This window comes from Sphingomonas sp. SRS2 (genome assembly GCF_000971055.1).
GTDB lineage: Bacteria > Pseudomonadota > Alphaproteobacteria > Sphingomonadales > Sphingomonadaceae > Rhizorhabdus.
Genome location: NZ_LARW01000103.1, coordinates 1 through 13,754, shown reverse-complemented (window position 1 = coordinate 13,754; position 13,754 = coordinate 1). Strand labels below are relative to the sequence as shown.

The 13,754-nt window shown below is 65.7% G+C and carries 14 protein-coding genes; 5 read left to right on the top strand and 9 right to left on the bottom strand.

Annotated features, from left to right (window positions below):
- Positions 1-2: 2 nt before the first annotated feature.
- On the bottom strand, positions 3-848 hold the full coding sequence (locus WP12_RS15390) for a SurA N-terminal domain-containing protein (RefSeq protein WP_235399160.1): 846 nt from the start codon (positions 846-848) through the stop codon (positions 3-5).
- Positions 849-979: 131 nt separating this feature from the next.
- Between WP12_RS15390 and WP12_RS15385 the strand changes: the two genes are divergently transcribed.
- A complete protein-coding gene (locus WP12_RS15385; RefSeq protein WP_046194592.1) occupies positions 980-1,243 on the top strand; it encodes an XrtV sorting system accessory protein in 264 nt (87 codons plus the stop codon).
- Positions 1,244-1,253: 10 nt separating this feature from the next.
- Here the strand turns inward: WP12_RS15385 and epsI are convergent, their stop codons facing one another.
- Both epsI and xrtV read right to left on the bottom strand, forming a co-directional pair.
- Positions 1,254-1,970 carry an exosortase-associated protein EpsI, V-type gene (epsI, locus tag WP12_RS15380; RefSeq protein ID WP_046194562.1) on the bottom strand — a complete coding sequence of 239 codons (717 nt, stop codon included), beginning with the start codon at positions 1,968-1,970 and terminating at the stop codon, positions 1,254-1,256.
- Entirely contained in the window at positions 1,967-2,878 is a 912-nt protein-coding gene (gene xrtV / locus WP12_RS15375; protein WP_235399159.1) for an exosortase V, read from the bottom strand. The genes epsI and xrtV overlap by 4 nt, the downstream gene beginning before the upstream one ends.
- 284 nt (positions 2,879-3,162) lie before the next feature.
- Here xrtV and WP12_RS15370 point away from each other — a divergent pair, with 284 nt between their 5' ends.
- Positions 3,163-3,657 (top strand): PEPxxWA-CTERM sorting domain-containing protein, encoded by a 495-nt coding sequence (locus tag WP12_RS15370; protein ID WP_052730426.1) that lies wholly within the window; start codon positions 3,163-3,165, stop codon positions 3,655-3,657.
- A 258-nt stretch (positions 3,658-3,915) separates the two neighbouring features.
- Here the strand turns inward: WP12_RS15370 and WP12_RS15365 are convergent, their stop codons facing one another.
- The 3 genes from WP12_RS15365 to WP12_RS15355 all read right to left on the bottom strand — a co-directional run bounded on the left by WP12_RS15365 (position 3,916) and on the right by WP12_RS15355 (position 7,329).
- Complete coding sequence (locus WP12_RS15365; protein WP_052730428.1) at positions 3,916-4,455, bottom strand: CAP domain-containing protein; 540 nt, start codon at positions 4,453-4,455, stop codon at positions 3,916-3,918.
- Between the two features lie 593 nt (positions 4,456-5,048).
- Positions 5,049-6,419 (bottom strand): glutamate--cysteine ligase, encoded by a 1,371-nt coding sequence (locus WP12_RS15360; RefSeq protein ID WP_046194561.1) that lies wholly within the window; start codon positions 6,417-6,419, stop codon positions 5,049-5,051.
- Positions 6,420-6,588: 169 nt separating this feature from the next.
- On the bottom strand, positions 6,589-7,329 hold the full coding sequence (locus WP12_RS15355) for a 16S rRNA (uracil(1498)-N(3))-methyltransferase (protein WP_046194560.1): 741 nt from the start codon (positions 7,327-7,329) through the stop codon (positions 6,589-6,591).
- Between WP12_RS15355 and ubiA the strand changes: the two genes are divergently transcribed.
- The 3 genes from ubiA to WP12_RS15340 are packed head-to-tail and all read left to right on the top strand — an operon-like array spanning position 7,328 to position 10,459.
- On the top strand, positions 7,328-8,287 hold the full coding sequence (gene ubiA / locus WP12_RS15350) for a 4-hydroxybenzoate octaprenyltransferase (RefSeq protein WP_443027877.1): 960 nt from the start codon (positions 7,328-7,330) through the stop codon (positions 8,285-8,287). The genes WP12_RS15355 and ubiA overlap by 2 nt on opposite strands.
- Positions 8,288-8,340: 53 nt before the next feature.
- Positions 8,341-9,687 (top strand): TldD/PmbA family protein, encoded by a 1,347-nt coding sequence (locus WP12_RS15345; RefSeq protein ID WP_046194559.1) that lies wholly within the window; start codon positions 8,341-8,343, stop codon positions 9,685-9,687.
- Complete coding sequence (locus WP12_RS15340) at positions 9,680-10,459, top strand: 3'(2'),5'-bisphosphate nucleotidase CysQ (protein ID WP_084691183.1); 780 nt, start codon at positions 9,680-9,682, stop codon at positions 10,457-10,459. Before WP12_RS15345 ends, WP12_RS15340 begins: the two co-directional genes overlap by 8 nt.
- A 44-nt stretch (positions 10,460-10,503) precedes the next feature.
- Here WP12_RS15340 and WP12_RS15335 read toward each other — a convergent pair whose 3' ends face one another.
- The 3 genes from WP12_RS15335 to WP12_RS15325 all read right to left on the bottom strand — a co-directional run bounded on the left by WP12_RS15335 (position 10,504) and on the right by WP12_RS15325 (position 13,612).
- Positions 10,504-12,099: a long-chain fatty acid--CoA ligase gene (locus WP12_RS15335; protein ID WP_046194557.1), complete on the bottom strand. Its 1,596-nt coding sequence runs from the start codon at positions 12,097-12,099 to the stop codon at positions 10,504-10,506.
- A gap of 66 nt (positions 12,100-12,165) precedes the next feature.
- Positions 12,166-12,582 (bottom strand): CoA-binding protein, encoded by a 417-nt coding sequence (locus WP12_RS15330; RefSeq protein WP_046194556.1) that lies wholly within the window; start codon positions 12,580-12,582, stop codon positions 12,166-12,168.
- A gap of 25 nt (positions 12,583-12,607) precedes the next feature.
- Complete coding sequence (locus WP12_RS15325) at positions 12,608-13,612, bottom strand: Mrp/NBP35 family ATP-binding protein (RefSeq protein ID WP_046194555.1); 1,005 nt, start codon at positions 13,610-13,612, stop codon at positions 12,608-12,610.
- Positions 13,613-13,754 lie beyond the last annotated feature (142 nt).

The window sequence follows — 13,754 nt, the reverse complement described above, 5'->3', positions numbered from 1 at the left end:
CCTTACTTCTTCTCGGCTTCCTTCTTCGCCTGGCTGGCCTTGATTGCCGATTTGTCGGGTTCGAAGCCCGGCTGATACTGGATCTCCGCGGTCGAGCGGGCGCGGGCGACCTGGGCGCGGCTCTCGGCGACCAGCTCGTTACGGCGGACCATCTCGGCGGCGGCCTGCTTGGCGACCGGCGACGGCGTCGGTGTCGAATCGCGACCGACGATAACGCTCGCGATATACTGGCCGTTCGACGGCAGCACGAAAGGCTCGCCCGGCGGCAGCTTGTTGATCACATTGGTCAGCTGCGGATCGAGACGGCCGGTGTCGATCACGCCCTTGCCGCGCGAGAAGGCGAGGCCGAGCTTCTGAACGCCCGCGGCGATATCGTCGAGCGAATGCGCGTCCTTCAGCATCATCAGCTTCCTGACGTCCTTGGGCGCCTGGAACTGGATCTGATCGAGCAGCAGCCGTTCGCGGCTACCGAACTGGGTGGGGTTGTCGACGATATATTGGGTGATGTCGCGATCGTCGGGCATCGGCACCGTCGCGGCGATCTTCTGGCCGAGCATGCTGACGAGGAGGTTCTCCTCGAGCCGGCGCTGCTGGGAAACGAATTCGGGGGTCTTGTCGAGGCCCTGCTCGCGGGCCTTCTGGACGATCAGCTTACGATCGACGAGCCGCTGCAGCACCTCGCGGCGCAGCTTGTCACGGTTGGCGGTGTCGGGAATGGTAACGCCCTGCATTTCGGCGTTGAGCTCGGCTTGCGAAATCTCATCGCCGTTGACGATGGCGATAACCTGGCCCTTGGGCGCCTTCTGGCAACCCGTGACGAGCAGGCCCGCGACGAGCGCGCTACTCAAAAGTGCAGCCTTTACCTTCACTTCACGTCCCCCGACAGCAGTCTGATTAAAGTAATATTGCAAGTTGCTACATGATTGCCAGCCCCGGCGACAAGCCTGTATGGCACCAATTCGGCATGGAGGGCGCTGAATTGGAAACAATTTACGATTGGATCACCGTGGCGATCTTTGCCGGACTGGTCGTGCTGTTCCTGCAACGATCCAGCCGCGACGCGCCGCCCCGGGATTCGATGCTGCAATATCTCGCCGCCTCGGCGGGCTGCGCTGTTACGAATTACTTCGGCAACGAGGCCGTCGGCGGGCGCGGCTGGGTCTATCACCTCCTCGCCGTAGCGATCCTCGCCGCGACGCTCACCTATATACATTTCGCGCTCCGTCCCCTCGACAAGGGCTGACGGCGGCAGCCTATTTACCTGGCAGTGGCGCGCCGGCCTCGCCGAACAGGACGCGCCGTGCGGTTGGCGACAGCTGTTCCAGCATTTTCGGGATGAACCGCGTCAGCGCTGTCATCGCGGTCTTGTCGTCAGGCGCTGAGGTGGAGATGCGGACGAGGACGCCGTCGGGCACGCGGCCCTTGAGATTCTCCTTCGCGACCGCCCAGTGCTGCGCCCACCAGCGCGTCGGGAAATCATTGCCGATGCGGGTCCAGTAGATCAACTGCTCCTGCCGGCTGGTGCTGCGCGCGTTGAGATAATGGCCGGGAATAGTCAGGCCTCCGCCGACATCGAGCGGGATGAAGCGCTGCTGCATCACCTCATAGCCCGCCGCCGGATAGCAGATTTCCGGCCGGTGGACCTGCAGCATGCCGTCCTGCTCGCTGCTGTACGCGACCAGGAACATGATCGGCATCTGGTTGGGCGCGGCGTAATAGCGGGTCAGCACGCGGCTGTAGAGCCGGTCGCGCAATTCGTCCTCTGGCGGGAGGACGAGGCCGCTGTCGGTCTTATATTCCCAGTCGCCCACCGTCTTCGGGAAGAGCGCGTCGAGCTTGCCGCGCTGGAGCATGCGGAAGGGCTCGTCGGGCCGGCGCGAATTGGCGACGACCGCCGCGGCGCCAAGCAGCCCGCCCGCGATCATCGTCCGCCGCGTCAGCAGCGCGTCGAGGACCCGATCGTCGCTCATGCCGCCCCCTTCCTGCCCGCAAGCCGGTGGCGCAGCGGCGAGGCGAGCGCGTCGACCCCGAAGATGCCGAGCACCGAGAAGAGGAACATCGTGATTCCCGAGAAATTGTGCAGGAAGCCCTGCGCCGCCTCGTCACCCAGATAATGGGTGATCAGGATCAGCGCGAGAACCCGGATGAAATTGGCCATGATCGCCACCGGCACGATCGCCAGCATCAGCAGCACCGCGTAACGCCAGTTCGCATTGTGCCGGATGTAGATGTAGAACAGTCCGATTGCCGACAGGCTGATCAGCGAATTGAGCCCCGCGCAGGCGGCGGCGATCAGCAGCTGATACTGGCCGATGATGATCGTCACCCCGGACCCGGCGATCGGATAGCCGAGCGTGTAGAGCAGGTCGATCGCGGTCTCCGATATGCCGATCTTGAGCGGCTGGGTGATCATCGTCACCACCGAATCCGGCGGCGGGAAGATGAAGAAGATATAGATGATCGGGAACCACATCGCGCGCAGCGGGGCGAAGCCGATCAGCCAATAGGCGGTGATCAGCAGCAGCGCATACATCATGAAGCCTTCGACCTCGACGACGTTGATGATCCGCGCGGCGATATAGACCGGCGCCGCGATCACATAGCCGAGCCCGGCGATCCGCGTGTCGCCGGGGGCGGAGAGCGCGCCCACTTCGCTCCAGCGCCGCCAGAACAGCCATAGGCCAGTCGCGAGCACGATCGGGCCATGGGCGCCCTGCTCGGTCGACCAGTTCTCCGTCGCGACACTGTACATGGTTGGCAGGACCAGCAGCAGCACGCCGATCGTGAGCAGCCAGTGCCGGGCCAGCGCATCGCGCAGCGGGACGAGATCGGCCCAGCCATAGCGGCCCGCGTCCCCGACGATCGGTCGTCCCGTCATGTCCCCCGTCTTATCGCCCAAGGATTTACGCCATCTCAACATGATATGCACAATATCGCGCTTCCGCCGATCCCAAGCCAGGCGGCCGGGTGGCGATAGTCGCTGTTCCTGACCGGGCATAGCCGAAGGTCGCGTGGCGGAATAGTCGATAAGGGTTCATATTGTTCTAAGATCACAAGGGCAGGCGTGTTGCAGTTGTTAACGCCAAGGGTTTTGAACTTGCGGCGAGATATGGTAATAGCGGGCCGCGCCTAGTAGCGCGGGGTGTATTGGGGTAGTTCTTCATGTTGAAGGAAGCTGTTGCGTCAAAAGCGGCCAAGTTGCTCATGACCTGTGTCTGTCCGGTCGCGGGCACCACGGCGTTGAGCCTGGGCGTTCCTCAGGTCCGGGATGCGGTGCACAAAGCTACCCAGCCGCGCCAATATGCCAAGCCCAAGACGCGTATCCGCCCCGAAGGCATTCAGGTCGCGTCGGCCGAAACGCCGTGCCCGACGGTCACGCCCTTCGCGCTGTCGAACCTTCCCACGGTCAGCCCGGTCCCGCCCCCGCCCACCGCGATCCAGGTCGCCGAAGCGCCGCCGCCCGATCCCGCGGTGCCGCTGACCCCGAGAATCTTCGTGCCGCCAACCGTCTACATGCCTCCGAGCGGTCCTGCCGGCGTGCCCGAGCCGTCCACCTGGGTTCAGCTGATGCTCGGCTTCGGCCTGATCGGCGGCGTCGCGCGCGTCACCTATCGCCGCAACGGAACGCAGCCCGAGGGCGAGCAAGCGAAGGGCTGATAAAGCCGTCATTGCCATTCTGACGTCATCCCGGCGAAAGCTGGGATCTCCCTGCCTGTGGACCGGAGGCACGCCGAAAAATCGAGCGCTCCATCACCGTCAGTCTCGCGACCGCGGGCCTCTGCGGGAATGGAGGTATTTCAAGGGGATGTGCCGCCCTCCACGCCCTCGATGGACTCCCGCTTCCGCGGGAATGACATTCGGGGTCGCGGTGACAGCTTCATGCCGATTTCCGCCTTGGCCTGAGCAACGCCTAGATCAAAACGGCTTTTCGCCGATCACGTTGCCGCCCTCGCTATAGCGGCACACCAGGAAATCGTCCTCGGCGCCGCGCACTGCGGCACAACCGACCGCGCGGGACGAGCGCCACATCAGCTGGGTATAGTGGGCCACCTGCTCGAGGTCGCCGCTCAGGCTGTTGTTCGGGAAGATGCCGGGCTTGAAGTCTTTCTTTTCGTCGATCCACAGGCCGACCATCGCCTCGGGCCCATAATAGCCGCTGGTGCCCGCCCACAGATTTTCGCCCTGCGGATCGGGATCGGCGGGGTCGTCTTGCGAATGGATCAACTGGCCGACCTCGGCGAGGTGGAATGCGTAGTCCTGCGCGTCTCGGGCGAGGCTCGCATCCCAGGCGAGCGGCGGGACGCCGAGCGACGCGCGTTCGCGATTATGGCTGGCGAGCAGCCGCGCCGCGAGATTGTTTTCGACGCCGGTCGCCCCCTGCGCGAAAGGCGCGGCCAGCGCCAGCGCCAGCGCGCCTGCCAGCTTCATCGCCTTCGTCTGTCCGAATCCCGCCATCGCCAAACTCCATTCGATCCGATGGAGCAAAGCCTAATGACCGCAGCTTGCGCGTTGGTTGGAGGAATTGGTGACTGGTCCGTTCAGGATGTATCCCGCTATCGCGTCGATGTTCTGGTGCGGTTTGCTGGGGGCAGGCGGCAAAGATTGACGATGGATTTACCACTGCACCGGCCTCGCAGGCCGCGATCCGACGGGAAAAGGGCGTCGGACGCATCCAGGGCATCTCCGGAAGCGGATTTAAATTGTCGCGATTTCCGAAAATGGGGTGCTGCGGGCCGGACCTTCCGGCTCTGAATTGGTGTCTCCCAATCCCCGATTTTACCGCAGCTACCACGTCCTGCACGCCGTACCGGACTTTCACCGGTGCATTCCTCTCCTGCGAAGCCCCGCATTTGCGGATGTCTCCTGCCGACGTAGTAGCGGCTGCTTAGCCCAGCGGCCCGGGGCGTGCCAGCGGACTCTTCCAAAAGCGCTTGCTGCATCGGTTCGGCGCAGCATTAACCCACGACTGTTGCATGCGCGTCACGCTTTTGATTGGCGCATCGGATGTTGGGAAGCGGGCTGCGCGGCCATCTCAGCGAAGCTTGAACCTAAAAGCGCACATCCCGATAGACGTGGCTCATATCGCCGCCCCAGGGGCCGTGATAAAGGTCGAGCAGCCGATCCGCCGGGGTCTTGCCGCTCGCGACGATCTCGCGCAGCGGCGCCAGATAGCCGGTCTCGTCCTCGCCCATCGAGTTGAGCCGGGCGCGCGCCTTGAGACCCGATGCGGCGATATCGAGGATGATCTTGCCGAGTTCCTGGAAGTTGCGCCCGCGCGGGCCGATGGCCTTCAGGCCGAGCCTCGGCACTTCGGCGCGGATGCGGTGATGGTCCTCGATCGTCCAGTGCTTGACCAGATCCCACGCCGCCTCCATCGCGTCGTCGTCATAGAGCAGGCCGACCCAGAAGGCGGGCAGGGCGCAGATCCGGCTATGCGGTCCGCCATCGGCGCCGCGCATTTCGAGGAAGCTCTTCAGCCGCACCTCGGGGAAGGCGGTCGAGAGATGGTCGGTCCAGTCGGCGACCGTCGGCTTCTCGCCCGGCAGCACCGACAGCTTGCCGTCCATGAAATCGCGGAAGCTCAGCCCGGCGGCGTCGACATAGCCGTCGCGGAAGGCGAAATACATCGGCACGTCGAGCATGTAATCGGCGTAGCGCTCATAACCGAAGCCGTCCTCGAACACGAAGGGCAGCATGCCAGTGCGGTGCGGATCGGTGTCGGTCCAGATATGGCTGCGATAGCTTAGAAAGCCGTTCGGCTTGCCGTCGAGAAAGGGCGAGCTGGCGAACAGGGCCGTGGCGAGCGGCTGGAGCGCAAGGCTAAGCCGGAACTTGCGCACCATGTCGGCCTCGCTCGAATAGTCGAGGTTGGTCTGGATGGTGCAGGTGCGCAGCATCATATCGAGCCCCATCGTGCCGACGCGCGGCATATGGCGCAGCATGATGTCGTACCGGCCCTTGGGCATGATCGGCAGCTCCTCGCGGCTCTTGTCGGGCCATAGGCCCAGGCCGAGGAAGCCGATGCCCAGCTTCTCGCCGATCGCCTTCACCTGATCGAGGTGACGGCCGGTCTCGGCACAGGTCTGATGGAGATTGTCGAGCGGGGCCCCGGACAGTTCGAACTGGCCGGCGGGCTCCAGGCTCACATTGCCGTCGGGGCCCGCGAGCGCGATGATGTTGTCGCCCTCATAGACCGGTTCCCAGCCATATTTCGTCAGGCCGATCAGCAGGGCATGGATGCCGCCGCGCTCCTCATAGGATGGCGCGCGATGCGAATCCTCGAAGAATACGAACTTCTCATGTTCGGTGCCGATGCGCCAATTCTGCTTGGGTTTTTCGCCCCCGGCGAAGACCGAGATCAGGTCGTCGCGGGACTCGATGATGGGATCTGCGCCGTCGGCTGCCTTACGCGTGCTCATCGCGCGCCCATAGCGGACCGATCGGTACGTGGCTAGTGGTTTGCCCGTGAATTTGCGCGCCGGGCTCTATCGTCATGCCGGTGGAGACGGGCATCCCCGGGAGATGATCTGCCGCTCTAATCGCCTGAGATGCCAGCCTTCGCCGGCATGGCGGCAAGGTTGGTCGAGCTTATCGCCAATCCCCCGCCAGCCCCATCCACAATGACACCGCCGCCGCCATCGCCGTGTCCGCGCGCAATATGCGCGGACCGAGGGAGACGCCGGTGGCCTGGGGCAGAGCCTTGATCGCCGCGCGCTCGCCATCGGTGAAGCCGCCCTCCGGCCCGATCAGGATCGCCGCCGGGCCGGGCTTCGCCGCTGCGGCCATGGGCACGCCGCCTTCTTCATCGGCGAAAATCAGCGCGCGGTCTTCCGGCCAGGCCTTGAGCAGCTGCGCCAGCTTTACGGGTTCGTCCAGCATCGGCAGCGCGGTACGCTCGCACTGCTCGGCGGCCTCGATCATGTGCGCGCGCAGCCGGTCGAGATTGAGCCGGTCGACGATCGTTCGCTGGGTGATGACGGGCTGCAGCCGCGCGACGCCGAGCTCGCACGCCTTTTCGGCCATCCAGTCGATCCGGCCCTTTTTGATCGGCGCGGCGAGCAGCCAGAGATCGGGGACGGCCTCGCGCTCGCGCATCCGCTCCACGATACGCACCGCGACGGCGCGTTTGCCGACCTGCTCGATCCCGGCGCGCCATTCGCCGGTGCGATCGTCGAACAGCGCGATCTGGTCGCCCGCCTTCAACCGCATCACCGCGCCCAGATAATGCGCCTGCCCGCCGTCGATCGTCAGCGCCATCCCTTGGGACAGCGGCTGGTCGACGAACAGGCGGGTCAGGCTGGCGGGCGGCCAGGCAGGGGTTTGGGCCATGGGACTTCCGAAGATGGGGCTTTTGCCCTACCTGCCGCCCATGGCTCAGGAAGTCGAGGAAATCGTACCCGACAGCGAATATCGGGGGCTGGTGCGGCACCTGCCGACCGGTTCGCGGCCCTATTGGCTGCTCGCGCGCTTCGACCGGCCGATCGGCGCCTGGCTGCTGTTCTGGCCCGGGGCCTGGGTGATCGCGCTCGCGGGGCACGCCGCCGATCGCTGGGATCTCATTCTTTGGATGGGGCTGGGCGCTATCGTCATGCGCGGCGCGGGCTGCGTCTATAACGACATCGTCGATCGCGATCTCGACCGTAAGGTGGCGCGCACCGCCGCGCGGCCTGTTGCCAGCGGACGGGTCGGCCTGAAGGCGGCGTGGGCGTGGCTCGGCCTGCTCTGCCTGATCGGCCTTGTCATCCTCGTGCAGTTCAACCTCACCGCCGCAATCACCGCGGTCGCCAGCCTTGGCGCGGTCGCCGCCTATCCTTTCATGAAGCGGATCACCTGGTGGCCACAGGCATGGCTCGGTATCGTCTTCTCATGGGCCGCGCTGGTCGGCTGGCCGGCGGTGGCCGGCGGCTTCGCGCCTCCAATGTGGCTGCTCTTCGCCGGTTCGGTGTTCTGGGTGATCGGTTATGACACCATCTACGCGCTGCAGGATATCGAGGATGATGCGCTTGCGGGGGTGAAATCCTCGGCCCGGGCGCTCGGCCGCCATGCGCGCAGCGGGATAGGGCTATGCTATCTGATCGCGATCGGCTGCTGGATATCGGCGCTGTGGCAGGTCCGGCCGCAACTGCTCGCCCTCGCCGCGCTGCTCCCGGTCGGGCTGCATCTCGTCTGGCAAGTCGCCCGGCTGCGGACCGGCGATTCCGCCGATGCACTTGCCAAGTTCCGCTCGAACCGGTTCGCGGGGCTGCTGATGTTCCTCGGCTGCCTTGTGGTTGGCAGCACCGCCTGAACAAATAGCCTTTAGGCTTTGACCTTCGCGGCCTCGATACCTAAGTCCCCCGCATGCTGAGCATCTCTGAAGCCGAAGCCCGCACCGCCGATCTCGTCGCCGCCGCCCGCAGGGCTGGGGCCGACGCCGCCGATGCGGTGTATATCTGCAATGCCGCGACCCAGATTTCGGTGCGCCTTGGCGCGCTCGAGGATGTCGAGCGGTCGGAGGGAGAGGAGATCGGCCTGCGCCTCTTCGTCGGCAGCCGGTCGGCGAGCGTATCCTCGTCCGATCTTTCGGCTGATGCGCTGGGCGCGCTGGTCGAGCGTGCCGTAGCGATGGCGCGCGAGGCGCCTGAAGATCCGTTTGCGGGGCTCGCCCCGGAAGACCGGCTGCTGCGCGGCCCAACCGTCGATGTCGACGGCGACGACAATGCCGATCCTTCGCCGGCCGAGCTGCGCGTCCGCGCCGAAGCCGCCGAAGATGCGGCGCGCGGCGTGAGAGGCGTCACCAACAGCGAAGGCGCGGGCGCGTCGGCCAGCCGCACCGTGATCGCGCTGGCGACCAGCGCCGGCTTCGCGCGCGGCTATTCGACCAGCGGCTATGGCTGCTCGGCGAGCGTCATCGCGGGCGAGGGCGGGGGCATGCAGCGCGACTATGCCTATCATTCGTCGCGGCACCTGACCGATCTGGAGGATGCCCAGGCGATCGGCCAGCGTGCGGGCGACCGTGCGGTAAAACGATTGAATCCCGGCAAATTGTCGAGCGGTGCGATGCCGGTGGTCTATGACCCGCGCGTCGGTTCGGGGCTGCTCGGCCATCTGGCGGGCGCGATCACCGGATCTGCGGTGGCGCGGCGCACCAGCTTCCTGCTCGACAAGCTCGGCAAGGAGGTCTTCGCCAAAGGCATCTTCATCCGCGACGATCCGCATCGCGCGCGCGGGCTCCGGTCGAAGCCGTTCGATGGTGAGGGCCTGCCGACCAATCCGCGCGACATCATCGCCGACGGCGTGCTGACCGGGTGGATCATGGATTCGGCTTCGGCGCGGCAATTGGGTCTTGAGCCCACCGGCCATGCGACGCGTGGCGTGGGCGGACCTCCGGGAACCGGCCTGACCAATCTCTATCTGGAGGCGGGAACGCTCTCGCCCGACGATCTGATCGCCGACATCAAGCTGGGCGTCTTCGTCACCGAACTGATCGGGCAGGGCGTCAACGGCGTTACCGGCGATTACAGCCGGGGCGCATCGGGCTTCGTGATCCGCGACGGGCAACTGTGTGAGCCGGTCGCCGAGATCACCGTGGCGGGCAATCTCACCGATATGTTCCGCGAACTGACCCCCGCGTCGGATCTTGTCTTCCGCCGGTCGGTTGATGCCCCGACGATACGTATCGACGGGATGATGGTCGCTGGTGCCTGAAAACCTTCTCGAAGCGGTAAGCGCGGTCGCGACCGAAGTCGGCGCGATGGCGCACGCCTCGTGGCGCGGCGACTTCAAATATTGGGACAAGACGCCGGGCAGTCCGGTCTGCGACATCGACCTCGCCGCCGATGCACTGCTGCGCGAACGGCTTATGGCGATCGATCCCGAGGCGGGCTGGCTGTCCGAAGAGACCGCCGACAGCGCCGACCGCCTCAACTGCGTGCGCGTCTGGGTGGTCGATCCGATCGACGGCACGCGCGATTATGTGCGCGGTCGCGAAGGCTGGGCAGTGTCGATCGCGCTGGTCGAGGGCGGCCGCCCGGTGCTCGGCGTGCTCGACGCGCCGGCGCGGGGCGAGCATTGGCGGGCCCGCTTCGGCCAGGGCGCCACCCGCAACGGCGTGCCGATCCGGTCGTCGCGACGGCTCTCGCTTCCCGGGGCGCGGGTGCCCGCCGATACCTTACCGCGCCGCGATGGTGATCTCGTGGCCGTCGCCAAGCCCAATTCGATCGCACTCAGGATTGCCATGGTAGCGGCGGATGAAGCCGATCTGCTCGCAACGATCCGCTGGGGCAATGAATGGGACATCGCCGCGGCCGCGCTGATCGCGCAGGAGGCGGGCGCCACCGTCACCGACGCCTTCGGCAATCCGCTGCGCTACAACAGCACCAAGGGCGAGCAGTTCGGCGTGCTGGCGACTGCGCCGGCCATCCATGCCGCCGCCGTCGATCGCCTCGCCGATCATGCGGCGAAAGCCGCTATACGGTAAGCCGGGGAGCAGTCGGCGCCGCGTCAACGTCGGTGGAACCGAGCCTAAACTCCCGGCAGCTTGTGGTCGCGGTATCGCTCTCGCAATTCAGTCTTGAGCAGCTTGCCGGTCCCGGTGTGCGGCAGTTCGTCGACAAACAATATCTCGTCGGGCAGCCACCATTTCGCGACCCGGCTGCTTAGCACCTCGCGAACCCGGTCTGCCGAGGGTTCGATACCCGGCTTGGCAACGCAGAGCAGCAGGGGCCGCTCGTCCCACTTGGGATGGAATACGCCGATCGCGGCAGCCTCGGCGACGCAGGGGCAGGCGATCGCGGCGTTTTCGAGCTCGACCGAGCTGATCCATTCGCCGCCTGACTTGATCACGTCCTTCGCGCGGTCGGTGAGCTGGAGCGCGCCATCGGGGTGGATGACCGCGATATCGCCGGTGTCGAACCAGTTTTCGCTGTCGATCGCATCGCTGTCGGCGCGGAAATAGCGCGCGATGACCCAGGCGCCGCGCGTCTGTAAGCGGCCCGACGTCACGCCGTCGCGGGGCAGGACGCGGTCCTCGTCGTCGATGATGCGGAGTTCGACGCCGAATGCGGAGAAGCCCTGTTTCGTGAGAAGGTCGAGCTTCGCCTCGCGGTCCAGCTCGTCCCAGTCGGCGGGCAGCGCCGCGACCGTGCCGACCGGCGACATCTCGGTCATGCCCCAGAGATGGGTGAAGTGGATACCGCGATCCATATAGGCCGCGATCATCGCGCGCGGCGCCGCCGACCCGCCACAGGTGATATTGCTCAACCGGCCGAAATCGCCCCCCTCGCGCTCGACATGCTGCAGCATCGTCAACCAGATCACCGGTACCCCGCAACTATGCGTAACCTGCTCGTCGATGATCAGGCGGTGGAGTATGGCGGGCTCGTTGCTGATCGACAGCACCATCTTCGCACCGGTCATCGCTGCGGCGAAAGGCAGGCCCCATGCGCCGGCATGGAACATGGGCGTGACCGGCAGCACCGCCGAGCGGGCCGCCAGAGCGAACATGTCCGGCGTCGCCTGGATGAAGCTGTGCAGCATCTGCGAACGATGCTCGTAGAGGACGCCCTTGGGATTCCCGGTCGTCCCACTGGTGTAGCAGAGCATGGCGGGCGCGCGCTCGTCGCCCTCGGGCCAGATGTAACGGCCGTCATGGGGGGCGATCAGCGCCTCGAAGCCGCCATCGCCTGCCGGGGGATTGAAGCAGATAAAATGCTCAATCGTATCGAAACGCGGCTTCAGCCGCTCGACGATCTCCGCATAGGCATGATCATAGAAGAGGACGCGGTCCTGCGCGTGATTGGCGATATAGACGATCTGCTCATCGAACAGCCGCGGGTTGATCGTGTGGATCACGGCCCCAGCCCCGATCGTCCCGAACCACGACACGAGGTGGCGGGCATGGTTCGCGGCCAGCGTGGCGACCCGGTCGCCCTGTGCGATGCCGAGTGCGGTCAGCGCCTGCGCCAGCCGGCGGGCGTCGCGATGGATGCCGGCCCAGTTGGTCCGCTCGATGCTGCCATCGGCCCAGCGGGTGACAATCTCCCGCGGTCCATGTTCGCGCGCGGCATGATCGATCAGCCGTTCCAGCCGCAGCGGCCAATCCTGCATCGCCCCCAGCATATATCCTCCACCCTATTTTTTTTCAGGATAGCGGAACGGCGGCGCGAGGGCCACTGCCGGACGAAGCTACAGTCCGAGCCGGCGAATTTCGATCGCCGGGCAGCGGTTGACCACCGCCTTCAGTCCCGCCGCCTCGGCGCGCGCGACGGCTTCGTCGTTGAACACGCCGAGCTGGGTCCATACCGCGTCCGCACCGGCGGCGATCGCATCGTCGATCGCCGGGCCTGCCGCCGTCGAGTTGCGGAAAATGTCGACGATGTCGATCTTCTCACCGATCTCGGCCAGCGTCGCGATGACGGTCTCGCCATGGATAGACTGGCCCGCGAGTTGCGGATTGACCGGGATCACCTTGTAGCCGCGCGACAGCAGGAAGCGCATGACGCCGAAGCTCGGCCGGTCGGGCCGGTCGCTCGCCCCTACCATCGCGATCGTTTTCGCGTTGGTGAGCAGCGCGGCGATGTCCTGGTCTGTCTGGAGCGGCATGACAATTCCTTCGGTTGGCTATCCCTTAGCTAAATGATGCAGGCTTCGCCGGGTTCAACCAGGCGACGATCTTTTCGGCGAGCGGCCGGAAGATCGTATCCGCCTCGTCGGTGGCGGGCGGGACCCCCGCGTCGGAACTGGTGCGGATGCCGATGTCGAGCGGGACGCGGCCGAGGAAGTCGAGCTCCATCGACATCGCCGCCGCCTGCGCGCCGCCGCTGCCGAACGGATCGGAGATCTCTCCGCAATGCGGGCAGGCATAGCCCGCCATATTTTCGACCATGCCGATGATCGGGACATTGCCCTGGCGGAAGAAGTCGATCGCCCGGGTCGCATCCATCAGCGCGAGGTCCTGCGGCGTCGAGACGATGATCGCACCGGCGGGCTTGTATTTCTGCACCATGGTGAGCTGGACGTCGCCGGTGCCGGGCGGCAGATCGAGGATCAGCAGGTCGACATCGCCCCATTCGGCATCGATCAGCTGGCCCAGTGCGTTCGCCGCCATCGGCCCGCGCCACGCGATCGCCTGGCCCGGCTTCACCAGCTGGCCCATCGACAGCATCGGCACGCCGTGCGGCGACATCACCGGGTCCATCTTTTGGCCCTGTGCGGTCGGGCGCATCCCCTCGGTCGACAGTAGCCGGGGCTGCGAGGGGCCGTAGATATCGGCGTCGACGAGGCCGACCTTCTTGCCGAGCCGATTCAGCGCCACCGCCAGATTGGCCGACAGGGTCGACTTGCCGACTCCGCCCTTGCCCGATCCGACCGCGATGATCTTGCGGCCTTTCTTCTCGGCGGTCATCGCGACACGCACCGTGTCGACCCCCGGCACCGCGATCAGCGCCTGCTTGATCGCGGTTTCGAGCTTGCTGCGCGCGTCGCCCGACAGGCCGGTCACGTCGATGACGACGCTGACGGTTCCGTCGTCGAAACGGGGTTCGGAGGCCCGGCCACCGGCGATCAGGCCCTTGCCGCTGATGGGGTCGATGACACCGTCGAGCGCGGCGGGGAGCGATTCAGACATTTCCATGTCGGAGCGAATAAAGGGTCATGACGGAAACACCCACTGTTTTTCCGCCGATCCGCTCCTATAATGATTTTCATGAACGAGAATGACAGCAGCGGAATGACGCCGCGGCCTTTGCTCAGTGAGGGCGGGCCGTGGGGTGGCG